This is a genomic window from Streptomyces wedmorensis, from assembly GCF_000716445.1.
Lineage (GTDB): Bacteria > Actinomycetota > Actinomycetes > Streptomycetales > Streptomycetaceae > Streptomyces > Streptomyces wedmorensis.
In genome coordinates this window covers 66,931-88,385 of record NZ_JNWK01000026.1, presented here as the reverse complement: position 1 = coordinate 88,385, position 21,455 = coordinate 66,931, and the positions used below count along the sequence as shown (strand labels likewise).

20 protein-coding genes are annotated in these 21,455 nt (G+C 73.7%); 10 read left to right on the top strand and 10 right to left on the bottom strand.

The features are described 5' to 3' along the window. Positions 1-12: 12 nt before the first annotated feature. Positions 13-564 carry a hypothetical protein gene (locus OO54_RS42470; RefSeq protein ID WP_051787076.1) on the bottom strand — a complete coding sequence of 184 codons (552 nt, stop codon included), beginning with the start codon at positions 562-564 and terminating at the stop codon, positions 13-15. 44 nt (positions 565-608) lie between these two features. Then, positions 609-1,247 (bottom strand): GNAT family N-acetyltransferase, encoded by a 639-nt coding sequence (locus OO54_RS21375; protein WP_033205241.1) that lies wholly within the window; start codon positions 1,245-1,247, stop codon positions 609-611. Between the two features lie 131 nt (positions 1,248-1,378). Here OO54_RS21375 and lon point away from each other — a divergent pair, with 131 nt between their 5' ends. Beyond that, entirely contained in the window at positions 1,379-3,790 is a 2,412-nt protein-coding gene (gene lon, locus OO54_RS21370) for an endopeptidase La (RefSeq protein WP_033205240.1), read from the top strand. Positions 3,791-3,874: 84 nt separating this feature from the next. Then, positions 3,875-4,456, top strand: coding sequence for a DUF4240 domain-containing protein (locus OO54_RS21365; RefSeq protein ID WP_033205309.1), 582 nt, complete (start codon positions 3,875-3,877; stop codon positions 4,454-4,456). Positions 4,457-4,562: 106 nt separating this feature from the next. On the opposite strand, the gene OO54_RS21360 is transcribed toward OO54_RS21365, so the two are convergent. Continuing rightward, positions 4,563-5,450, bottom strand: a complete 888-nt coding sequence (locus OO54_RS21360) for a lytic polysaccharide monooxygenase auxiliary activity family 9 protein (RefSeq protein WP_017236219.1) — start codon at positions 5,448-5,450, stop codon at positions 4,563-4,565. 207 nt (positions 5,451-5,657) lie between these two features. Then, the gene (locus tag OO54_RS21355) at positions 5,658-6,488 is read right to left on the bottom strand and encodes a lysozyme (RefSeq protein WP_033205238.1); all 831 of its coding nucleotides are present in this window, start codon (positions 6,486-6,488) and stop codon (positions 5,658-5,660) included. A 278-nt stretch (positions 6,489-6,766) separates the two neighbouring features. Here OO54_RS21355 and OO54_RS21350 point away from each other — a divergent pair, with 278 nt between their 5' ends. Next, positions 6,767-7,276, top strand: coding sequence for a MarR family winged helix-turn-helix transcriptional regulator (locus tag OO54_RS21350; RefSeq protein WP_078905285.1), 510 nt, complete (start codon positions 6,767-6,769; stop codon positions 7,274-7,276). 68 nt (positions 7,277-7,344) lie between these two features. On the opposite strand, the gene OO54_RS21345 is transcribed toward OO54_RS21350, so the two are convergent. Continuing rightward, entirely contained in the window at positions 7,345-8,178 is an 834-nt protein-coding gene (locus tag OO54_RS21345) for a protein phosphatase 2C domain-containing protein (protein WP_033205306.1), read from the bottom strand. Positions 8,179-8,548: 370 nt separating this feature from the next. Between OO54_RS21345 and OO54_RS21340 the strand changes: the two genes are divergently transcribed. The 6 genes from OO54_RS21340 (at position 8,549) to OO54_RS21315 (ending at position 15,045) form a co-directional block, all read left to right on the top strand. Then, entirely contained in the window at positions 8,549-11,575 is a 3,027-nt protein-coding gene (locus tag OO54_RS21340) for a sensor histidine kinase (protein ID WP_200146650.1), read from the top strand. Then, positions 11,572-12,063 carry a roadblock/LC7 domain-containing protein gene (locus OO54_RS21335; protein WP_033205233.1) on the top strand — a complete coding sequence of 164 codons (492 nt, stop codon included), beginning with the start codon at positions 11,572-11,574 and terminating at the stop codon, positions 12,061-12,063. The genes OO54_RS21340 and OO54_RS21335 overlap by 4 nt, the downstream gene beginning before the upstream one ends. Positions 12,064-12,068: 5 nt before the next feature. Then, on the top strand, positions 12,069-12,479 hold the full coding sequence (locus OO54_RS21330) for a DUF742 domain-containing protein (RefSeq protein WP_033205301.1): 411 nt from the start codon (positions 12,069-12,071) through the stop codon (positions 12,477-12,479). Next, positions 12,460-13,185 (top strand): GTP-binding protein, encoded by a 726-nt coding sequence (locus tag OO54_RS21325; protein WP_106970067.1) that lies wholly within the window; start codon positions 12,460-12,462, stop codon positions 13,183-13,185. The genes OO54_RS21330 and OO54_RS21325 overlap by 20 nt, the downstream gene beginning before the upstream one ends. 37 nt (positions 13,186-13,222) lie before the next feature. Continuing rightward, on the top strand, positions 13,223-14,458 hold the full coding sequence (locus OO54_RS21320; protein ID WP_033205232.1) for a styrene monooxygenase/indole monooxygenase family protein: 1,236 nt from the start codon (positions 13,223-13,225) through the stop codon (positions 14,456-14,458). A 62-nt stretch (positions 14,459-14,520) separates the two neighbouring features. Then, positions 14,521-15,045, top strand: a complete 525-nt coding sequence (locus tag OO54_RS21315; protein ID WP_033205230.1) for a DUF6584 family protein — start codon at positions 14,521-14,523, stop codon at positions 15,043-15,045. On the opposite strand, the gene OO54_RS21310 is transcribed toward OO54_RS21315, so the two are convergent. The 5 genes from OO54_RS21310 to OO54_RS21290 form a co-directional block, all read right to left on the bottom strand. After that, a complete protein-coding gene (locus OO54_RS21310) occupies positions 15,026-16,330 on the bottom strand; it encodes an MFS transporter (RefSeq protein ID WP_033205228.1) in 1,305 nt (434 codons plus the stop codon). The two genes, OO54_RS21315 and OO54_RS21310, sit on opposite strands and share 20 nt — an antisense overlap. Positions 16,331-16,426: 96 nt before the next feature. Further along, positions 16,427-17,884: a C40 family peptidase gene (locus OO54_RS21305; protein ID WP_033205226.1), complete on the bottom strand. Its 1,458-nt coding sequence runs from the start codon at positions 17,882-17,884 to the stop codon at positions 16,427-16,429. Positions 17,885-17,958: 74 nt separating this feature from the next. Further along, positions 17,959-18,258 (bottom strand): hypothetical protein, encoded by a 300-nt coding sequence (locus OO54_RS21300; protein WP_033205225.1) that lies wholly within the window; start codon positions 18,256-18,258, stop codon positions 17,959-17,961. Positions 18,259-18,293: 35 nt separating this feature from the next. Continuing rightward, on the bottom strand, positions 18,294-19,016 hold the full coding sequence (locus OO54_RS21295; RefSeq protein WP_033205223.1) for a TetR/AcrR family transcriptional regulator: 723 nt from the start codon (positions 19,014-19,016) through the stop codon (positions 18,294-18,296). Between the two features lie 134 nt (positions 19,017-19,150). Next, a complete protein-coding gene (locus OO54_RS21290; RefSeq protein WP_033205221.1) occupies positions 19,151-20,086 on the bottom strand; it encodes an AurF N-oxygenase family protein in 936 nt (311 codons plus the stop codon). Positions 20,087-20,242: 156 nt separating this feature from the next. Between OO54_RS21290 and OO54_RS21285 the strand changes: the two genes are divergently transcribed. Further along, a complete protein-coding gene (locus OO54_RS21285) occupies positions 20,243-21,352 on the top strand; it encodes a ferritin-like domain-containing protein (RefSeq protein WP_033205220.1) in 1,110 nt (369 codons plus the stop codon). The last annotated feature ends 103 nt before the right edge of the window (positions 21,353-21,455 follow it).

The window sequence follows — 21,455 nt, the reverse complement described above, 5'->3', positions numbered from 1 at the left end:
CGACGCCCCGGTTCAGGGGCTCGTCGGCGGGCCGCCCTCCGGGAGGGCGGCGAAGACGCGCTGGAGGGCGGGCGGGCGTTCGCCGTCGCCCGCGACGACGAGGCGGTGGCGGTACGTGACGAAGTACTGGAACCCGTCGGCGATCGGGCTGCCGGTGGGCCGCTCCGGAACCCGAGCGAACGCCGGGTCCTCCAGCGCGGCCCGTAGCTCGGCGACCTCCGCGGGGGTCTGCTGCCCGGTCCGGGGCGGCTTCGTGCCGGAGCGGCTGGTCCAGCTGCCGTCGTAGTGGACGACGAGCTGGTTGCGTACCCCGGCGAGGCCGCCGTTGACGACGACCTCGACGAGGACCTCGCCGGGCTGGGGCTCCTGGGACGGGGCGGTTGCCGTCGGGTCCGGCGCGCCGCTCGGCGTGCCTGCCGTCGGGGGTTCCGGGGGCACGCTCACGCCCGGCGCCGGGCCACCCGGCGCGGGCGGCACCCCGGGCCCGCAGGCGCTCGCGCCGCCGACCAGGACCGCCGCGAGCAGCAGGGTCCCGCACCACTTGCCCCGTACGCCTCGCACCATGGATCGAGCATGCCCCGTACGGGGTCCCCCGCGCAGCCGGACGGTCAGGTTCCCGACCGGACGATCCCGGTGAGGGGCCCGCGGTAGCGCCAGTCCAGCGAGTCGTACAGCGCGAGGCCGTCCGTGGTCGCCGCCAGCACCCCGGTCTCGGCGCCGGCCTGCGCGGCGGCGGCCTCCAGGGTGCGCATCACGTTCGCGCCGAGGCCGCGCCGCCGGTGCGCGGGGTCGGTCTCGATCTGGTCGGCGACGGCCGTGGAGCCGGTCGGGGCGATCTGGCCGCGGGCGGCGAGGGTGCCGTCCTGGGCGAGGATCCGGACCCGGACGACGCCGTCCCGGGTCTCGGTGGTCCGGGCGTACCCCTCCGGCGGCGCGGGCCGGACGGCCGGGTCCAGCGGCTTGACCATCATGAAGCCGGGGTCGTCGGGGACCGTCCACCCCTCGGTGATCCACGGCGCCACCTCCTCCGGTGTCGCCATCACCTTGAGCCAGCTGTACGGCTCGGTGAGCCGCGCGCAGAGCACGCCGACGGAGGCCGCGTCGGGGGCGGGCAGCACGTGGCGTACGACGTGCCGGGGCAGTCCGACGTCGATCCGGTAACCCCAGGGCTCGGCGACGGGGGGCGGGGTCGCCCGCGAGACGGTCCAGCCGGCCACCCAGGCGGAAGTAATAGCTGAGATATCCATGCAGTCATTACATCGGCCGTTCGTGGGCCGACGGGAGGGTGATCGCTCAGAGCGAACGGCGCGAGGGGAACATTCCTGGGCTCACGTGCATTGAGTCCGTACAGCTCAACTTGAGTGCCGAAGGGGAGATCATGGCTTCTGAGTCCAAGGCGTCCGTGCCGCTCACTCTGCCTGTGCTGCCGCTCGACGACGAGGTCGTGCTGCCCGGCATGGTGGTGCCGCTCGACCTGTCCGACAACGACGTACGGGCCGCCGTCGAGGCCGCCCAGGCCGCCGCGCGGCCCGGAGCCGGAAAGCCGCGGGTGCTGCTCGTGCCCCGCGTCGACGGGACCTACGCCGCGACCGGCGTCCTGGGCATCGTCGAGCAGGTGGGGCGCCTGTCCGACGGCGACCCCGGCGCCCTGATCCGCGGCATCGGCCGCGTGCGCATCGGCGCCGGCACCACCGGCCCCGGCGCGGCCCTGTGGGTCGAGGGCGGCACGGTCGAGGAGGTCCTGCCCGACCCGCTGCCCGGCGCGGTGACCGAACTGGTCAAGGAGTACAAGGCGCTCGCCACCAGCTGGCTCAAGAAGCGCGGAGCCTGGCAGGTCGTCGACCGCGTCCAGCAGATCGACGGCGTCGGCGCCCTCGCCGACAACTCCGGATACTCGCCCTTCCTCACCGTCGAGCAGAAGGTCGCGCTCCTGGAGGCCGCCGACCCGGTCGCCCGCCTCAAGCTCGCCACCGCCCAGCTCCGCGAGCACCTCGCCGAACAGGACGTCGCCGAGACCATCGCCAAGGACGTCCAGGAGGGCGTCGACAAGCAGCAGCGCGAGTTCCTGCTCCGCCGTCAGCTCGAAGCGGTGCGCAAGGAGCTCCGCGACCTCAACGGCGAGGCCGAGGGCGACGAGTCCGACGACTACCGCGCCCGCGTGGAGGCCGCCGACCTGCCCGAGAAGGTCCGCGAGGCCGCCCTCAAGGAGGTCGAGAAGCTGGAGCGGTCCAGCGACCAGTCCCCCGAGGGCTCCTGGATCCGCACCTGGCTCGACACCGTCCTCGAACTGCCGTGGAACGAGCGGACCGAGGACCGCTACGACATCCGGGGCGCCCGCGCCGTCCTCGACGCCGAGCACGCCGGACTCGACGACGTGAAGGAACGCATCACCGAGTACCTCGCGGTGCGCAAGCGGCGCTCCGACCGCGGTCTCGGCGTCGTCGGCGGCCGCCGCGGCGGAGCCGTGCTGGCCCTGGTCGGCCCGCCCGGCGTGGGAAAGACGAGCCTGGGACAGAGCGTCGCCCACGCCATGGGCCGCGAGTTCGTCCGCGTCGCCCTCGGCGGCGTACGGGACGAGGCCGAGATCCGCGGCCACCGCCGGACCTACGTCGGCGCGCTGCCCGGCCGGATCGTCCGGGCGATCAAGGAGGCCGGGTCCATGAACCCGGTGGTCCTGCTCGACGAGATCGACAAGGTCGGATCCGACTTCCGGGGCGACCCGGCGGCGGCGCTGCTCGAAGTCCTCGACCCGGCGCAGAACCACACCTTCCGCGACCACTACCTGGAGGTCGAACTCGACCTCTCCGACGTCGTCTTCCTGGCCACGGCCAACGTCCTCGAAGCCATCCCCGAGGCGCTCCTGGACCGCATGGAGCTGGTCAGGCTCGACGGCTACACGGAGGACGAGAAGGTCGTCATCGCCCGCGACCACCTGCTCCCGCGCCAGCTGGAGCGGGCCGGCCTGGAGTCCGGCGAGGTCGTCCTGGAGGAGGCCGCCCTGCGGAAGCTGGCCGGCGAGTACACCCGTGAGGCCGGCGTCCGCACCCTGGAGCGGTCGATCGCCCGCCTGCTGCGGAAGGTCACGGCCCAGCACGAGCTCGGCGACCGCGAACTGCCGTTCACGGTCACACCGGAGGACCTGCGGGAACTCATCGGCCGGCCGCACCACGTGCCCGAGTCGGCCCAGGACCCGGCCGAGCGGCGCACCGCCGTGCCGGGCGTGGCCACCGGACTCGCCGTGACCGGCGCGGGTGGTGACGTGCTCTTCGTCGAGGCGTCCCTCGCCGACCCGGAGACCGGCGCCGCCGGGCTGACCCTGACCGGCCAGCTGGGCGACGTGATGAAGGAGTCCGCGCAGATCGCGCTCTCCTTCCTCCGCTCGCACGGCGCGGAGCTGGAGCTGCCCGTCACCGGCCTCAAGGACCGGGGCGTGCACATCCACTTCCCGGCGGGCGCCGTCCCCAAGGACGGTCCGAGCGCGGGCGTCACCATGACGACCGCCCTCGCGTCCCTGCTGAGCGGGCGCCTGGTCCGCACGGACGTGGCCATGACCGGCGAGGTGTCCCTCACCGGCCGGGTGCTGCCGATCGGCGGCGTGAAGCAGAAGCTCCTCGCCGCGCACCGGGCGGGCATCACGACGGTCGTGATCCCCAAGCGGAACGAGGCCGACCTGGACGACGTCCCGGCCGAGATCCTGGAGAAGCTGGAGGTCCACCCGGTGACGGACGTCCGGCAGGTCCTGGAGATCGCGCTCGCGCCGGCGGCGGTGCCGGTGGGCGTGGCCGCGTAATTCCCCTCCCGTGAGCGGGGTGTCCGTCGGGACACCCCGCTCCGGCGTGCCCGGATGTCAGTCGGGGCTGTCATGCTCGTACACATGAACGACGACGCCTTCTGGGCTCTCATCGACGAGTTGAGCCGCCGCCCCGGTGACCGGGACGAGCGGCTGGAGTGGCTGCGGGAAGAGCTGATACGGCGTCCGGCGGTCGAGAGCGTGGCGTTCCAGGTGTTCCTGGAGGAGGCCTGCGAGGCAGCCGACACGCGCGCGCTGTGGACGGCGGCGGACCGGGTCGAGGGCGGCTGCTCGGACGACGGCTTCCACTACTTCACGCTCTGGCTGGTGGGGCAGGGGCGCGAGGTGTACGAGTCGGTGCTCGCCGACCCCGACACGCTGGCCGACGTGCCCGGGGTGCTGGCCCTCGCCGGCCGGCACCGGAACACCTGGCACGACGACGAGTGGCCCGAGTGGGAGGAGCTCGACTACGTGGCGCAGGACGCGTTCGACGAGCTGACCGGCCAGGAGGACGACGAGGGGGATGAGTTCCTCGACGCGGTCGAGGAGCTCGCCGAGGAGCGGGGAGAGCGGGAAGAGGACGGGGCGCCCTGGGCGTCCGCGCCGGAGGGGGCTGCGATGCCCCGGCTCACCGCCCTCTTCCCGCTCGGTTCGTCCGCCTCCTAGGAGACGCCGGGACACCCGGTGACGGCCGGATGCCCGGACGTCCCGGGCATCCGGTGGGGTCCGGAGGCGCCCCGTGACGGCCGGGTCTCCGGTGTCACCCGGGGCGTCAGGAGGCGGACGAGTCGCGGCGGCGGCCCAGGAGGAGGCTGCCGGCGGCGAAGGCGGCGAGGGCTCCCGCGCCGGCCAGGGCCAGGGGGAGCGGGGAGGAGGGGGTTCCGGACGCCTCCGCGGAGAGGGCCGGGGCCTGCTCGTCGCCGCCGTGGCCCGCGTGGCTCACGGTGGAGAGCTCGGCGTCCGCCGAGATCTTCGCCTCGGTCGGTGCGGTGGCCTGCGCGCCCGTGGCCGTGCCCGCCGCCGTGCCGCCGAAGGTGACGTCCGAGCAGCTGTAGAAGGCCTCGGGGCTGTCGCTGCGCTGCCACACCTTGTAGACGATGTGGCGGCCGGTGCGGGCCGGCAGGTTGCCGGTGAAGTTGTAGTAGCCGTCGGTCGAGGTGCGGGTGGTGGTGTGGACGGCGACGGGGGTCGCGTCCAGGTCGGACCACTTGAGCGGCTGCGTCGGGTCGAAGCCGGGCTTGGTGATGTAGACCGTCATGGTGCCCGAGTGGGGTGCGGTGACGCGGACCTTGAAGTCGAAGGAGCCGGCGGCGACGGCCGTCGCGGGCCAGTCGGTGCGCGCCCAGTCCAGCGCGCGGTACTTGGCGCGGTTCGCCGAGCAGAGCTTGCCGTCCGGGATGAGCGCCTGGTGCTGCCCGTCGGCGTTGGCGATGTTGACCTCGTTCCAGTCGTAGAGCGGCTGGGTGCCGGAGTCGGCGACGAGGTCCTTGCACACCTGCGACTTGGGCGTCTCGGGGCCTTCGGCGTAGCAGGCGGCCACCCGGCTCACGGGGTTGAAGACGGCCCCGTGGGCGCCGGCCGTCGTCGGGGTGAGGGCGACGAGCGCGGCGGCGGACAGGGTGGCGGCGGCGACGGCGGAGGTGCGGCGGTAGGAGGCCATGCGGGGGCTCTCTCTCGTGCGTGGGGGAGTACGGGACGAGCAACGCGCGCTGGGCGCACGGAAGTTGCCTTCCGGGCGACCGGCGTAGAGCCTCGCATTGGTCCATACCAATGGGCAAGGGGGTGGGTCGAAAAAGCCGCGGCGGCCCCCCGGGGTGCCGCATTCCCGGGGAGCCGCCGCGGACCGATGGACGCGCGGAGGGCCTGGTCAGCCGTTCGCGAGCGCCTGTACGCGCGAGTAGTCGCCGTTGAAGTGGTTGTGGTCGCCGACCGTCGGGCCGGAGGACGTGTACTGCCAGATCGTGTAGTACGGCCAGCCGGCCGGGAGTTCGCCGACCTCGGAGGCGTACCGCGCGATCCAGAGCGGGTTGGTCCCGGCGAAGGCCGCCGAGTTGCCGGTGCACTGCTTCCACCAGCTCGTCGCGGTGTAGATCACCGGGTCGCGGCCCGTCCGGTACCGGTAGCGGTTCACGAAGTCCTGGATCCAGGCGACCATCCCGGACGCCGTCTTGCCGTAGCAGGTCGCGCCGTACGGGTTCCACTCGATGTCGAGCACCCCCGGCAGCGTCTTCCCGTCCTTCGACCAGCCGCCGCCGTTGTTCACGAAGTAGTCGGCCTGGGCGGCGCCGCTCGTGGTGTCCGGGGTGGCGAAGTGGTACGTGCCCCGGATCATGCCGACGTTGTAGGAGCCGTTGTACTGCTGGGTGAAGTACGTGTTCTTGTAGTACGTGCCTTCCGTCGCCTTGACGTAGGCCCACTTGACCCCGCTGTTCCACAGCGTGGACCAGGCCACGTTGCCTTGGTGGCTGGAGACGTCCACGCCCTCCGTCTGGACGGCCAGGGTGGTGGCGCCGGCGGGCTTCGCACCCTTGCCGTCGTGGGCGATCACGCCCATGCCCATGTACGCGGAACCGCGTTCGGGGACGACCCGGGTGCCCGGGTCCTGGGCGGCGCCGGCGTTCCCGGCGAGGGGCAGGAGCAGGGCCAGCGTCGCGAGGGCCGCGCCGGCCAGGGTCGTTCCGGATCTGTGCACACGCATTGCGTGCCTCCGAAAGGCTCGGTGGGGGGAGCTCTGTTGGGGGAGCCGGCGCACGATGCCGACAGGCCATGGAATGGACATGTCAGCCCGACGCCGGGGACGACGCTACGCACGTAGACCCACCCGGCGGAAGGGGGCCCGATCGCCGCCGTTGGTCTACGCCTGCGAAATACTGAAGGAGCTGCGGCGATGGCCGCGGCGGGAAGAAACTTTCAGCCGCCGGAAACCGGCGGCCGAGCCGTCGGACAGCAGCCGGAGGACACGTGGGAGGTGCTGACGTGCACGGAAGCGGTACGGGAAGCGACGGCCGGGCCGCTGGGGGGACGGCGGGGCGTGGACGCGGCGAGGCGCCCGGGGTGGACCCCGAGTTCCTGGCGCTCGAGCGCGAGCTGGCGGTGTTCCTGCGCCGGGCGCGGGCCCAGTCGGGGGAGATGGCGCGGGAGGTGCACCCCGAACTGGAGCCGGCGGCCTATGGGCTCTTCGTCCGGCTCGACGAGGTCGGGCCGCAGCGCGCCACCGAACTCGCCGGCTACTTCGGGGTCGGGAAGGCGACGATGAGCCGGCAGCTGCGGGCGCTCGAGGTCCTCGGGCTCGTCGTCCGTGACCCGGACCCCGCCGACGGGCGCGCCTCCCTGGTGCGGCTCACGGAGGAGGGCCGGGACCGCTTCCGGCACGTGCGGGACGCGCGGCGCGAGCGGTACGTGCGCAAGCTGGTCGACTGGGACCGCGGGGAGGTCGCGGAACTGGCGCGGCTGCTGCACCACTTCAACGTACGGGCGGAGGGCTGAGCAGCGGCCTGCCCGGAGAGCGGGGCCTGGCGGGGTTTCCGGACCGGCCCCGGGGCCCGCACGGTGGATCACGGCCGGGGTCGCGGCCCCGGGCCGCCGGAGGGGTCCTGGCCGGGGGCGCCGAGCTCCACATACGCCGCCGTGGCGTCGTCGTGCCGCTTCCAGCGGTGCGTGCCGCCCGCCCGCGCGTCGGCCGCCTCCAGGTCCCGCACCCGGCGGAGGAGGCCGGCCGCGCCCTCGTCGCGCAGGACGCCGAGGCAGGCCGTCCAGTCGCCTTCGCCGAACAGCTCCACCCAGCGGCTCGCCCCGTCCGTGAGCGCCGCCAGGGCGCGTACCCGCGCGCGGGGGGTCGTCCCGGTGATCGCCCGCTCCGCGACCGCGGGGTCGGCGGCGGCCGTGAAGAATCCGCCCTCCCGATTGCGAAGCCGGTCCGTCGCCTCCAGTGAGCGCCGGACCGCGTCCGGGACCCGGTCGAGCCGGTCGTCGAGGACGGCCTGTACCGTGCCGTCCGGTTCCTCCAGGAGGAGAGCGGAGTCGGACAGGACGAGATGCTCGACCGAGACCTCGTCCCAGCGGGCGAGGACGACGGTTGCCTGGGGCGTTCGCATGTGAGAAAGGTCACAGGTCTGCCGATGGGCGTCCGCGGTGCGCCGGATTGCCCGCGACAGGATCTCGGGCAGGGGCATGTCCGGCCTGGAAGCGGACAGTTCGGTCAAAGCCCCGCCGAGTCGCGCGGTGAACCACGGCACGCCGTGCACACAACCGTCATCACCGGCGGGTGGTGTGACGCCGTCGAGCAGGACGACGGTTCCCCCGCCGCCCGCACCGGGCAGAGCTGCTGACACCCAGTCCTCGTTGGGGCGTTCGGGGCTGCCGGGGAGGGAGGCGACGTCGCTGCGCATGGGTTCCAGTGTGCCCGCCCCCGATCCGGCGGCGGCGTACTCCTTCACGGGACCTGCAAACGACCGGAAAAGGCCTGTACCAACGCGGCGGCCGCGGCGTGTGAGGCGGAACGGACACCTCCGGAGAGCTGCGGGCGGGCATCCTGCCAAAGCCCGCCCGGAAGATCCAACCGGGCCCCCGCGGGGCCCGCCGGGGAAGCCCGGGGAAGTTGTTCGCCAACTCATGAGTGTTGTTCACTCGTTCGGGTGGCGGAGCGGCCGATGCGCGCCCCCTTCCCAGAAGCGCTGGAATGGTCGGAAGCCGTACCAGGGGTGGGGGCGCTCCATGTGACCGGTCGTCACCTCTGCTTTGTGGGCGGACGAGTCAAGAATGCGAGCACCGGTGCAGAAGAAGCGGCCTCGGAGCAAGAACGGCACGCGGAGCCAGGCCCCCGGTGCGGAGCCGACCCCGGACGCCGCGGCGGCGCAGCAGACCCCCGCAGGCCGGACCAAGCGCGTCCGCAACCGCCTGGTCGCCGGCGTCGCCCTCGTCGGCGTCACCGTACTCGCCGCCGGGGCCCCCGCGGTCCTCGCCGCCTCCGCCGAGCTGACGGACTCCCAGCGTCTGGTCACCCTCGCCGAACTCGACCGGCAGGCCGTCACCCTGGCGCACTCCCTCGCCGACGAGCGCGACGAGGTCGTGGCGTACATCGCCGCCGGCCGCGACGCCCAGACCGGCGACGCCAAGCACAAGCGGCAGATCACCGACACCCGGTCCACCCGCGTCGACCGGCAGATCGACGAGATCCGGCCCGCCGCACCCACCGAGCTCCGCCGGGACCTCGCCGGAGTGCCCTCCATCCGCCGCACCGCGCTCACCGGCAAGGGCACGGCACTGGAGGCCCACAAGGCGTACTCGGACGTCATCGCCAAGCTCCAGGCACTCGCCGACGAGCTCGCCGACAAGACCCCGCCCCGCGCCACCGACGCCTCGCTCACCGAGGCCACGCGTGCCCCGGCCGCCCTCGGCCGCGCCGTCGAGCAGGCCTCCGCCACCCGCGGCCTGCTCCTCGCCGCGCTCGCCGTGCAGCAGCCCGAGCCCACGGGGGAGGTCCACTACGACTCCGAGTCCGGCACCTACGTCCCCGACGTGCCCGAAGGCGCCGCGGAGGCCGAGCGCGCCCGCGACCTCCTCAGCGCCGCCGCGCAGCAGGCCCGCGTCCGCGAACTCGCCGCCCTCGGCGACTTCGACCAGGCCGCCGGAGCCGCCGCCCGCGACTCGCTCGCCGCCACCGTCACGGGCCCCGACGTCAAGAGCGCCGAGCGTTCCCTGGCCGCCCTCACCGACCAGCCCCGGCTGACCGAGGCCGAGGGCGACACCGACCCGGCCGGCCTGGAGTCGGCCCTCTCCGCCCGCATCGAGCAGATGCGCGGCGTCGAGTCCGCCCTCGCCGCCGGGCGCGTCGAGCGGCTCGGCGCGCTCCGCGACGACGACGTCACCGCCCTCGAACTGCGCCTCGCCTTCCTCGGCGGCTGCTTCCTGGTCGCGATCGGCATCTCCACCTACGTCGCCCGCAGCCTCACCCGGCCCCTCGCCGTCCTCCGCATCGGCGCCGCCCGGCTGGCCGCCGCCCCCGCGCCGCACACCGAGGAGCAGGTCCGCTTCACCGGCCGCAACGACGAGTTCGCCCAGGTCGTCCGCTCTCTCAACACCCTGCACGGCAAGCTCGCCGGCCTCGCCGAGCACGCCGAGCGGCTCACCGACGAGCGGGTCGACCTGGTCGCGGCCAAGGAGGCCGTCGGCGCGGAACTCGCCGCCCAGCGCGCGGACCTCCAGGGCCGGGTCGCCCTGCTCACCGCCGACCTCGAACGGCTCCGGAACACCGTCCACCACACCTTCGTCAACCTCTCGCTGCGCAGCCTCGGGCTCGTCGAGCGCCAGCTCGGCGTCATCGAGAAGCTGGAGGAGCGCGAGCAGGACCCGGACCGCCTCGGCACCCTCTTCAAGCTCGACCACATGGCGACCGTCATGCGCCGCCACAGCGAGAACCTGCTGGTCCTCGCGGGCCACGAGCACGTCCACGGGCACGCCGGGCCGGTCCCGCTGGTCGACGTGCTGCGCGCCGCCGTCAGCGAGATCGAGCGGTACGAGCGGGTGACCATCCAGTCCCTGCCGCCGCACGCGCAGGTCGCCGGCTTCGCCGCGGACGACCTGAGCCACCTCGTCGCGGAGCTCCTGGAGAACGCCACCTCCTTCTCGCCGCCGGACGCCGAGGTCCAGCTCTCCGGCTGGCTCCTGGAGAGCGGCGAGGTGATGCTCTCCGTCCAGGACGCCGGCATCGGCATGACCGCCTCCCGGTTCGCCGAGCTGAACGCCCGCCTGGCCGACGCGGATCCGGACGCCTTCGACGGCGAGGGGCTCGGCATGCGGGTCATCGCCCTGCTCGCCGCCCGGCACGGCGTCCGCGTCGAGCTCCGCGAGCAGCAGCCGGGCGGTACGGCGGCCGTCGTCGTCCTCCCGCTGCCCCTGCTGCCTACCGCCCCGCCGGCCACGGTGTCCCATCCCGTGCGGGTGGCGGGCGCGGCCCCGACGATCCACCTTCCCGGCTCGGTCGCGGAAGCCAACTCCAACACCCTGCCGTCCCGCACCCGCGACCCCCTCGTCGAGGCCGCCGAGCGGGCCATCCTCGCGGCGGAGGCGGCGGGCGAGACGACCGCACGGACCCCGGAGCCGGAGCCGGCGTACGAACCGGAGCCGGCGTACGTACCGGAGTCCGCGTACGAGCCCGAGCCGGCGTACGAACCCGAGCCGGAGCCGACCTACGCCCCCGAGCCGGAGGCGCGGTACGAGCCGGCCCCGGAGCCGGAGTACGCCCCGGAACCGGAACCCGAGCCGGCGTACGCCGCCGAGCCCGCGACCGGGCCGGTGTCCGCCGCCGAGTACGAGACGGCTCCCCTCGGGGAGTCCGTCTCCGAGACCACGCTCCAGGTGCGGCTGCCCGACCCGCCGCCCGAGCCGGACGCGCACGAGCGCGCGGTCGAGGACGGGGAGACGGCCCACCGGGCGGAGCCCCCGGCCGACACGGCTCCGGTGCCGGAGCCGGAGCCGGCCGTCGAGCCGGAGCTTCCCGGGCCGCGCCCGGCCCAGTGGGAGCGGGTCACGGACAAGGGGCTGCCGAAGCGCACCCCGCAGGTGGTCCGTCAGCCCGGCGCCGCGGCCGCCACCCGTAAGAGCAGCGTGGACGCGGAGGCACTGCGAAGGCGCCTCGGTGGCTTCCACCAGGGGGCCAAGGCCGGACGTCGCGATGTGGAGGCCGAGTTGGGCACGGAGCGGATGGACACGGCGCCGACCGAGGCCATAGGGACTGCACGTACAGGGGAGACGGCGGGGGACACAGTCGAGGAGGCACGCAGTTGACCGCGACGGGAACGTTCGGACTGAGCACGGAGGCCCGCAACCTGCAATGGCTGCTGGGCAATCTGGTCGAGGAGGTGCCCGGCGTCCGCTCGGTGGCGGTCGTCTCCTCCGACGGCCTGCTGCTGCTGTCGTCCGACCCGGTTGTCCAGCAGACCACGACGACGGCCGCCGAACCGGCCCGCCCGGGCGGGCCGCGCGGCTCCAGCGCCGACCTGGCCACCATCGTCTCCGGCATCGGCAGCCTCACCATCGGCGCCGCCCGGCTGATGGACGGCGGCGGGGTCAAGCAGACCATGGTGGCGATGGAGGACGGCAGCGTCTTCGTGATGTCGATCAGCGACGGCTCGCTGCTCGGCGTGCACGCCACACCCGACTGCGACATGAGCGTCGTGGCGTACCACATGGCGCTCTTCGTGGGCCGCGCCGGACACGTCCTCACCCCCGAAGTCCGCAGCGAGCTGCGCAAGTCGATGGAGAGCCCCCGGTGACCGCCATGTCCTCGGCTCACGTCCACAAGCTGCCGGTACGCGGCGAGGGGCGGCGCCCGGCGCGCGTGCGCCCGTACTCGCTGACCGGCGGCCGCACCCGCTTCGGGCACATCCTGCTCGTCGAGACCTTCGTGGCGGCGCTCGAAGCGCCGGCCGCCCGCAAGGTCCTGACGGACGGCGGGCCCGCGGCCCGAGGGCTGATGCCCGAGATGCGGGCCATCGTCGAGATCTGCCGCCGGATGCGGACGGTCGCGGAGATCTCGGCGCTCCTCAAGATGCCGTTGGGGGTCGTCCGGGTGCTGCTCAGCGACCTGGCCGACCAGGGAAAGATCCGTGTGTACGGGACCGGTCACGGCACCGGCCAGCCCGACCGCGCGCTCCTCGAAAGGGTGCTGAGTGGACTCCGTCGTCTCTGACGCCTCCGCCGTCTCCGAAGCCGTCGCCGAAGCGCCGGCGGTCGCGGGCATTCCCGCGCAGCCCAAGGCCGATCCGTTCGCGCCGGGCGCCCCCGAACCGGGCACGGCCGGGCCGGACGCCGAGGACGGCGCCCAGGACTGGCAGCTCGACCACACCCGCGCCCCGATCGCGACGAAGATAGTCGTCGCGGGCGGCTTCGGCGTCGGCAAGACCACCTTCGTCCGCGCGGTCTCGGAGATCACCCCGCTCCAGACCGAGGCCCTGATGACCCGGGCGAGCGAGGACACCGACGACCTCACCGCCACCCCGGACAAGCTCACCACCACGGTCGCGATGGACTTCGGCCGGATCACGCTCGACAACGACCTGGTGCTGTACGTCTTCGGTACGCCGGGGCAGCAGCGCTTCTGGTTCATGTGGGACGACCTGGTGCGCGGCGCGATCGGAGCGATCGTGCTGGCCGACACCCGGCGGCTCACGGACTGCTTCCCGGCCCTCGACTACTTCGAGAGCTGCGGGCTTCCGTACATCGTGGCCGTCAACCACTTCGAGGGCACCGAGGCGTTCGAGGCGGAGGACGTCAGGGAGGCCCTGACCGTCCCCCCGCACGTACCCGTGGTGATCATGGACGCGCGCAAGCGCTACAGCGTCGTCGAGAGCCTGCTCGCGATGGTCGCGCACGCGCTCGAAGCCACCCCCGAATAGCCGTCCCCGTCGCTCACAGACGCCAGGAGCACCACCCATGCGGAAGATACTCATAGTCGGCGCCGGCCAGTCCGGCCTGCAGCTCGCCCTCGGACTCCAGTCGCAGGGGTACGAGGTCACCCTCATGTCGAACCGGACCGCGGACGAGATCCGCTCCGGCCGGGTCATGTCCACCCAGTGCATGTTCGACACGGCGCTCCAGCACGAGCGGGACCTCGGCCTCAACTTCTGGGAGTCCCAGGCGCCCCGCACCGAGGGCCTCGGCGTCTCCGTGGCGGGCCCCGACTCCGCCCGCGTGATCGACTGGGTGGGCAGGCTCGACGGGTACGCGCAGTCGGTCGACCAGCGCGTGAAGATGGCCGGCTGGATGGAGACCTTCGCCCAGCGCGGCGGCCAGCTGGTGATACACGGCGTGGCGGTCGGCGACCTGGACTACTTCTCCCGCAGCTACGACCTGGTGCTCGTCGCCGCCGGCAAGGGCGAGCTGGTCTCCATGTTCGGCCGGGACGCGTCCCGCTCGCCGTACACCGAGCCGCAGCGCGCCCTCGCCGTCGCGTACGTCCACGGCCTCGGCCCGCGCCCCGAGCACCCCGACTTCGACGCGGTCCGCTGCAACGTGGTGCCGGGTGTCGGCGAGCTGTTCGTCATGCCGACCCTCACCACCGGCGGCCGTGCCGACATCCTCTTCTGGGAGGGCGTCCCCGGCGGTCCGCTCGACGTCTTCCAGGGCGTCAAGGACCCCTCCGAGCACCTGGCGCTGACGCTGGAGCTGATGGAGCGGTTCACGCCGTGGGAGTACGCCCGGGCCACCAAGGTCGAACTGACCGACGCGGGCGGCACCCTCGCCGGCCGGTACGCGCCGACCGTCCGCAACCCGATCGGCCGGCTGCCCGGCGGCGGTCTGGTCCTCGGCGTCGCCGACGTCGTCGTCGCCAACGACCCCATCACCGGCCAGGGCTCCAACTCGGCGGCCAAGTGCGCCGCCGCCTACCTCGCGGCCATCGTCGAGCACGGCGACCGGCCCTTCGACGAGGAGTGGATGCAGGGCGCCTTCGACCGCTACTGGCAGACGGCCCAGCACGTCACCAAGTGGACGAACGCCATGCTGGCCCCGCCGCCGGAGCACGTCCTCAACCTCCTCGGCGCGGCCGGTCAGCTCCAGCCCGTCGCCGACCGCTTCGCCAACGGCTTCAACGACCCGGCCGACTTCGAGAACTTCTTCTTCGACCCGGAGAAGACGGCGGGCTACCTGGCCGAGGTCACCAGCGCCTGACGGCGAAACCCGGTCGGTGAAATCCGGTCGATCCGCCGCGCCAGGGTGTTCGACAATGGGGCATGCCCCTGTCGAACACCCTGGACCGCGTGGACGCGGACCTGGCCGCCGGCCGCGTGCCCATGGCGCGCCAGCGCCTGCGCGGCCTCGTCTCGTCCTTCCCGTACGACCTGACCCTCCGCCGCCGCCTGGCCGAGGTGTACCGGCTGTACGGCGACGCGGCCGAGGCGGGGCGCTGGATGTACCTCGAAGAGGACCGGGACGCGGACGAGACCGCCGCCTTCGAGGAGCGGTACGGGTCTCCCGGGCGGCGGATGAAGGCCCTCGCGTGGAGCGGGCCCGAGGCGCTGGCCGCCACGGCCGTCGCCGAGGAGCGGCTGGCCGCGGTGAGGGACGCCTGCTCGGAGGCGGCGGGGCGGCCGGTCGTCTGGGGCGACCCGATTCCCTTCGAGGACGAGGACGGGGAGGACGGGGCTCCGCACGAGGGCGGCCGCTTCACCGGGGTCGTCGTGGCGGTCGGGGCCTTCCTCGGGGGCACCGTGACGGCCGGTATCTGGATCCGCGGGGTCATCGCCCTGTTCGAGTGAGAGTCCGGCGAACGGCGGACGCGGGCACACGCGCGGACGCGGGCACACGTACGGGTTCGGGCACACGCGCGGGCTCGGGCGCCGGCGCGGGCTCGGGGGCCCGGACCGCCTCCGCGCGGCGGACCGCCAGCGGGGTCAGCAGGCCGGTGACCGCGAAGAGCGCGCCGACGAGGTACCAGCCGGGGCGGCCCCAGCCGACGCAGAGGGCGATGAGGAGGGCGGGGCCGACGGCTTCGGCGAGGCCGGCGCCGAGTCCGAAGACGCCGAGGTACTGGCCGGTGGCGTGGGGCGGGGCGAGGGCGTAGGACACCTCGAAGCCGCCCGCCGCGTGCCAGAGTTCGCCGACCGTGTGGATCACCACGGCGGCCACGAGCACGGCGACCGCGACTCCGGCGGGCGCGCCGGCGGCGAGTGGGACGAGGGCGCAGGAGCCGAGGAAGGCGGCGCCGGCGCGGCGGTAGGCGAGGCCGCCGGAGCGCGGTGAGTCGATGCCGCGGCTCGCCCGCACCTGGAGGCCGACGACGAGCACGGTGTTGGTGAGCATGGTGCCCGAGACGAGCCAGTGCGGTGCGGTGGTCGACCGCACCAGCCAGAGCGGGATCGCTACGGTGAGCACCTTGAACTGGATGGCCATGACGCCGTCGAGCGCGGTGAGCGTCAGGTACGGCCGGTCCCGCAGGGCGATCCACCGCGGGCCCCGGGCGACGGGCGCGGGGGCGACCGGCGGCAGCAGGAGCAGGACGGCGGCGGAGGCCGCGAAGGCGCACGCGTTGCCGACGACGAGGAGCCGGTAGGCGCCGATGGTGCCGGCCTGGACCGCGAGGCCGGCGAGCAGGGCGCCGACGGAGATGCCGACGTTGGTCACGGCCCGGAGCCGGGCGCGGAACTCCTGGGGCCGGTCCCCTCCGTAGTGCCGGACCAGCGGCGCGCGGGCGGCGAGTCCGGCCGCCTTCGCGCCGGTGGCCGCCGAGACGGCGAGCACGAAGGGCCAGAAGCCGTCGGCGAGGACGAACGCCGCCGTGGCCAGCGCCTGCACCACCAGCGTGGCCACGGAGACGCCGCGTGCTCCGTGCCGGTCGGCGAGGTGGCCGGCGGCGATGCCGACGGCGAGTGAGAGGAGCCCGGCGATGCCGAGCCCGAGGCCCACCGTCGCGGCGGGGAGGTGCGCGGCCTCGGTGAAGTAGAGGACTCCGGCGGTCAGGAAGAGTCCGCTGCCGACGGCGTTGACGAGGTTCGAGACGGTGAGCGTGCGCTGGGGGCCGGTGTCCGGGGACAGCTTGGGCATGACGGGGCTCCGCGTCCGTGACGGGTGGTCAGTAAGGACCCGACAAGCTTGTTGCATATTACTTGCAAGAGCAACCCCCTTGCGTGGAAAGGGACTTCAGGAGCGGTCGAAGCCCTCGTCCCCGCCGTCCTTGGCGCCCTTCGGAAGGGCGGGCGGGGTGTACGAGGTAAGGGCGGGACCGCCGGGATCGGGGCGTACGGCCCCGAGCAGCGGGTTCGCCGCGACGGGAGAGACCTTCACCTTCCCGCCGGGGCGCGGCGCCTGCACCACGAGGCCGCCGCCGAGGTAGAGCGCCACATGGGTGGCGCCCGGGAAGTACACGACCAGGTCTCCGGGGCGCAGCTCGGTGAGCGGGACGCGGGGAAGGGTCGCCCACTGCTCCTGACTGGTCCGCGGGATCTCCCGCCCCGCCGACGCCCACGCCCGCTGGGTCAGCCCCGAGCAGTCGTACGCGTCCGGGCCCTCGGCTCCCCACTCGTACGGCTTGCCGATCTCGCCCACCGCGAAGCGCAGCGCCTCCCCGCCCGCCCGCGACGGGGTGCGGGTGCCGTCCAGGACGCCGGAGTCGAGCAGCTCCCGCTGCGCGCCCGCGGTCTGGACGCGTTCGAGCTCGGTCAGCCGGGCGAGCTGCTCGGGCGAGAGGCCGGCGAGCAGCTTCTCCACCTCCCGCAGCCTGCCCGTCACCTCGTCGCGTCGGGTGCGCTGCGCCGCCGCGAGGCCCTGCTGCCGGTCCAGGGCCTTGCGCGAGGCGGTGGCGAGTGCGTCGGCCCGCCGCTCGGCCCCTTCGAGCCGCTCGACGGCGGTGGCCCGGCCGCGGGCCGCGCGGGCCATCAGATGCCCCTGGTCGAGCGCCGACTGGGGGTCCGGCGAGAACAGCAGTCCCAGGTACGTGGAGAACTCGGACCCGCCCTGGTACTGCTCCCTCGCGATCCGCCCCGCCTCGGCGCGCCCCTGGGCCAGGGCGGTACGGGCGGCGGTGAGTCGGGCCGTCACCTTCCCGGTGTCGGCCGTCTGTGCCTTCAGCGCCTCCTCGGCGGCGTTGAACCGCTCGGTGGCCTCCTCCGCCTGCCGGTACAGCGTCCGCAGCCGGGTCAGGAGCGCGGTCACGGAGTCGCCGCCGGGCGGAGGCAGCGCGGCGGCGTCGTCGGCCTCGGAGGCTTCGGTGGGTGCGGGCGGCCCGGGGGGTGCGGTGGGGTCGCCGTCCGCTTCCGGGGCGAGGGGGCCGCCGGGCCTCGTGGAGGGGAGTTCCGGGCCGGCCGGGTCCGTGGGTTCCGGCGCCGGGTCGAGCGGGTCCGTCGGTTCCGTCCTCGGGCCGGCCGGGTCGAGCGGGTCCGTCGGATCGCCCGGGTCCGCCGTCGGGTCGGCCGTCTGCGCCGCCGGGTCCACCGGGCCGACCGGCTCCGCGGCCGGGTCGGCCCAGGCGATCGGGGCCCGGGCCGGGGGGTCCGCCGGCGGGTCCGGCGCGGCGGCGCCCGCCGCCGGGAGCGCCCCGGTCAGCGCGGTCACCGCGGCGAGCGCCCCCGTGCAGACCGTGCGCAGCAGCCTTCGTGACACGTCACCACCTCCAGGGGGATGATGACGTGTCACTTCATCCGATTACCGTACGAATCGGGGCGCGTCCGTCGTCCTCACCCGTTCGGCTCAGCGTCCTTCGCGGCGTCGCCGCCCGGCTTGGACCACGGCCACTTCAGTTCGCGCCGCTCGCGGCCCTCGGGGGCGTACTGGTAGACCCAGCCGCGCTGGAGACCGAGCCGCTTCGTGTACCCGGCGGGCTCGCGCCGGTAGACGTACAGGACCGGCGGGCGGCCGTCGTGCGCCGGGACCGGGACCTCGTACCACTTCGGGGGGTGGCCGGTCGGGCCGACGAGGATCGGCAGCACCCGGCCGTCGAGGGGGCCGCCGCGGAAGGGGGTGTTCTCGCTTCTCACCCCTCCAGTCTCTCCCGCGCGGCCTCCGTACCGGCTCACAGCAGGTGCGCCGCCTCGCCGACCACCGGGACGACCCTGCGGGCCAGCGTCGCCACCGGCCCGGTGGCGGTCTCCTGCGCGAGGAGCCGCCGGACGACGTCCGAGGTCTCCGCGTCGCTCGCCGTGGTCGCCGCGAGCAGGGCGACGAGGTGGTCGACGAGCCAGTCCCGCAGCTCCCGCGCCGGAGGCTGCTTCTCCTCGTCGAGCCAGATGAGCGAGGCCGCCTCCACGGCCGCGATCCACGTCCGCACCAGCATGGAGAGCCGGGAGCCCGGCCGCTCCACCCCCAGGTGGACGAGGATCTGCTCGGCGGCGGCCCGCCGCACCTCGTCCACGATCGCGGTCGTCCGGGAGGTCTCGGCGACGCTGCCGCCCCGCAGCAGGGCGCTGAACCCGGCGTCGTGCTCGTCGACGAAGGCCAGGTACCGGTCGAGCACCCGGCCGAGCCGCTCCGTGGGCGGCCCCTCCGGCGGCTCGGTGAAGCAGCGGTTCAGGGCGTCGGCGGAGGACCGCAGGGCGGCCTCGTACAGCTGCTGCTTGCCGCCGGGGAAGTACCGGTAGACGAGGGGCCGTGAGACGCCGGCCGCCTCGGCGACGTCGTCGAGCGAGACGTCCTCGGGCGCCTGGTGGGCGAAGAGCCCCAGAGCGGCGTCGAGCAGCTGCCCGCGCCGCTCCTCGACGGTGAGCCTGCGGTACGCGGGAGTGGCGGCGCTGGTCATGCTCCGCAGCGTAGTCGCGGAGCGTTCCCCTCAGGGGTGCGGTCCGGCGCCGGGCGCCCGCTGAGAGCTTCCGGGCGGGCGGTCCGGGCGCCGGGCGGGGCTTCCGGGCCGGTGGCCGGACGCCGGCGGCCTCCTCAGGCCAGCAGGCCGGAGGACCGCCACAGGCGGCGGCCCGGTCCGCGCAGGAGGCCGATGTCGTCGAGGAAGTCCGTCAGGCGCTTGGCGCCGGACTGCATGACCTCGCGCCGGTGCCCGCTCGCCTTCACCTGGGCGACGGCCTCCCGGCGGTCGAGGCCCACCGCCTCGTACACCGCGGGGTTGACGAAGCAGGTGGAGAAGACCCGGGCGGCCTCGCCGCAGCTCAGCCGGGTGAACTCCTGCTCCCAGCGCGGCGCGGTCGCCATCTGGCGGCGCAACTCCTCGCGGGCGTACCGCACGTGGCGGGCCTCCTCGACGACGTGGATCCGGGTCACCCCGCGCACCAGGGTCTGCACCCGCTCGTCCGGGAAGGTCAGGCGCTGCATCCAGTCGAGGATCTCCTCGCCGAGCAGGGTGGCGGCGAAGGAGCCGGGGGTGGTGGAGACGGTCTTCAGGACCCGCGCGAGGTTGTGGTAGATCCGCGGCACCGGGTAGGCGGGGGTGCCGCCGCGGGTGATCAGCCGGGCGAACATCATCGAGTGCCGGCACTCGTCGGCGATCTCGGTGAGCGCGTAGCGGACGTGATGACTGGTCAGGGACTTGTCGTAGATGTGCCGGACGAGCAGCTGCATCAGGATGATCTCGAACCAGATGCCGAGGGAGGCGAGCGAGGCGGCCTCGTGGCGCGAGAGGGCGATCCGCTGCTCCTCGGACATCCGGCGCCACAGCGGGGTGTCGTAGAGCGAGACGAGCTCGGGCGGCCAGAACCACTTGCCGTCCTCGAAGGGGGCGTCCCAGTCGAGTTCGGTGTCCGGGTCGAAGGAGTGCTTGCGGGAGGACTCCAGGAGGCGCTCGGCGACCTGCTCACGGTCGCGCAGCGGCCCCAGGGCGTCCCGGAGGAGGCTGAAGTCGGGCTCGGTGAAGGGGGTCATGGTTCGGGGCACCTCGCTGTGCTCGCCGTCGCGTTACCGGGGGTCACTCTTGATGAGACAGCCCGTCAGCAAGCCCGTCAATCCCTTGCGCGCGACTTGTTGACGACCTGTCTACCACCGTGTGAGCCTGCTGGGAACGGACGGAAGGAGTCGTCAGTGTCGACGCACGACCTCTATGTGAACGCCCCCGCCGGACCCGTATGGCAGGTGCCGGCCACCGGCGCCGCCCGCTTCTCCTGGGACTACGACGACGGCCGCGAGCGCCTCCTCGCCCTCTACCGCAAGGGCAAGGACAAGCAGTGGGACGGTGCCACCCGCATCGACTGGGACCTGGAGGTCGACCCGTACGACCCGCTCGGCACCCCCGACGAGGTCCTGAACCTCTACGGCACCCGCCACTGGGCGAAGATGACCGAGAAGGACAAGGGCGACCTGCGGCGCCACTACTCCTCGTGGCAGTTCAGCCAGTTCCTCCACGGAGAGCAGGGCGCGATGATCTGCGCCGCCCGGATCGTCGAGTCCGTCCCCGACCTCGACGCCAAGTTCTACTCGGCCACCCAGACCATGGACGAGGCCCGGCACGCCGAGATCTACGGCCGCTTCCTCCACGAGAAGATCGGCATGCTCTACCCGATCAACGACGACCTCCAGGGCCTGCTCGACGACACCCTGCGCGACTCCCGCTGGGACATGCCCTACCTCGGCATGCAGGTCCTCATCGAAGGCCTCGCCCTCGCCGCCTTCGGCATGATCCGCGACACCACCGACAAGCCGCTGCCCAAGCAGATCCTCGCGTACGTGATGCAGGACGAGGCCCGGCACGTCGCCTTCGGCCGGATGGCCCTGCGCGACTACTACCGGCAGCTCTCCGACGCCGAACTCCGCGAGCGCGAGGAGTTCGTGATCGAGGGCTGCCACCTCATGCGCGACCGGCTGCGCGGCGTCGAGGTCCTCGAGAACTTCGGCATCCCGAGGAAGGAGGCGGAGCAGCTGAGCGAGCAGAGCGAGTTCCTGCAGCTCTTCCGCAAGCTGCTCTTCAGCCGGATCGTGCCCTGCGTCAAGGACATCGGCCTCTGGGGCGAGCGCCTCCAGAAGGCCTACCTCGACATGGGCGTCTTCGACCTCGGCGACTCCAACCTGGACCTCCTGATGACCCAGGACGAGGAGATCGCCGAACGCCTCGACGCCCAGCGCTTCGCGGCGGAGGAACACGCCCGCGTGACGGAGGTCGCGGACGCGATCGCGGAGGGCGCGGCCGGGGAGTGACCCCCCAGCGGCGGGGGCGTGTCCTCGCCGGGGCCCTCGCGGCCGGGGAGTGCCCCGCGGTGCGGGAGTGACCGCGCGCGGCGGGCGCCCCGGCGGCCGGGGA

What these genes read in the sequence shown, in the direction of transcription:
- OO54_RS42470 (WP_051787076.1), bottom strand. Translation starts at nt 564, where the DNA reads ATGGTGCGAGGCGTACGGGGCAAGTGGTGCGGGACCCTGCTGCTCGCG.
- OO54_RS21375 (WP_033205241.1), bottom strand. Translation starts at nt 1,247, where the DNA reads ATGGATATCTCAGCTATTACTTCCGCCTGGGTGGCCGGCTGGACCGTC.
- lon (WP_033205240.1), top strand. Translation starts at nt 1,379, where the DNA reads ATGGCTTCTGAGTCCAAGGCGTCCGTGCCGCTCACTCTGCCTGTGCTG.
- OO54_RS21365 (WP_033205309.1), top strand. Translation starts at nt 3,875, where the DNA reads ATGAACGACGACGCCTTCTGGGCTCTCATCGACGAGTTGAGCCGCCGC.
- OO54_RS21360 (WP_017236219.1), bottom strand. Translation starts at nt 5,450, where the DNA reads ATGGCCTCCTACCGCCGCACCTCCGCCGTCGCCGCCGCCACCCTGTCC.
- OO54_RS21355 (WP_033205238.1), bottom strand. Translation starts at nt 6,488, where the DNA reads ATGCGTGTGCACAGATCCGGAACGACCCTGGCCGGCGCGGCCCTCGCG.
- OO54_RS21345 (WP_033205306.1), bottom strand. Translation starts at nt 8,178, where the DNA reads ATGCGCAGCGACGTCGCCTCCCTCCCCGGCAGCCCCGAACGCCCCAAC.
- OO54_RS21340 (WP_200146650.1), top strand. Translation starts at nt 8,549, where the DNA reads ATGCGAGCACCGGTGCAGAAGAAGCGGCCTCGGAGCAAGAACGGCACG.
- OO54_RS21330 (WP_033205301.1), top strand. Translation starts at nt 12,069, where the DNA reads ATGTCCTCGGCTCACGTCCACAAGCTGCCGGTACGCGGCGAGGGGCGG.
- OO54_RS21320 (WP_033205232.1), top strand. Translation starts at nt 13,223, where the DNA reads ATGCGGAAGATACTCATAGTCGGCGCCGGCCAGTCCGGCCTGCAGCTC.
- OO54_RS21315 (WP_033205230.1), top strand. Translation starts at nt 14,521, where the DNA reads ATGCCCCTGTCGAACACCCTGGACCGCGTGGACGCGGACCTGGCCGCC.
- OO54_RS21310 (WP_033205228.1), bottom strand. Translation starts at nt 16,330, where the DNA reads ATGCCCAAGCTGTCCCCGGACACCGGCCCCCAGCGCACGCTCACCGTC.
- OO54_RS21295 (WP_033205223.1), bottom strand. Translation starts at nt 19,016, where the DNA reads ATGACCAGCGCCGCCACTCCCGCGTACCGCAGGCTCACCGTCGAGGAG.
- OO54_RS21290 (WP_033205221.1), bottom strand. Translation starts at nt 20,086, where the DNA reads ATGACCCCCTTCACCGAGCCCGACTTCAGCCTCCTCCGGGACGCCCTG.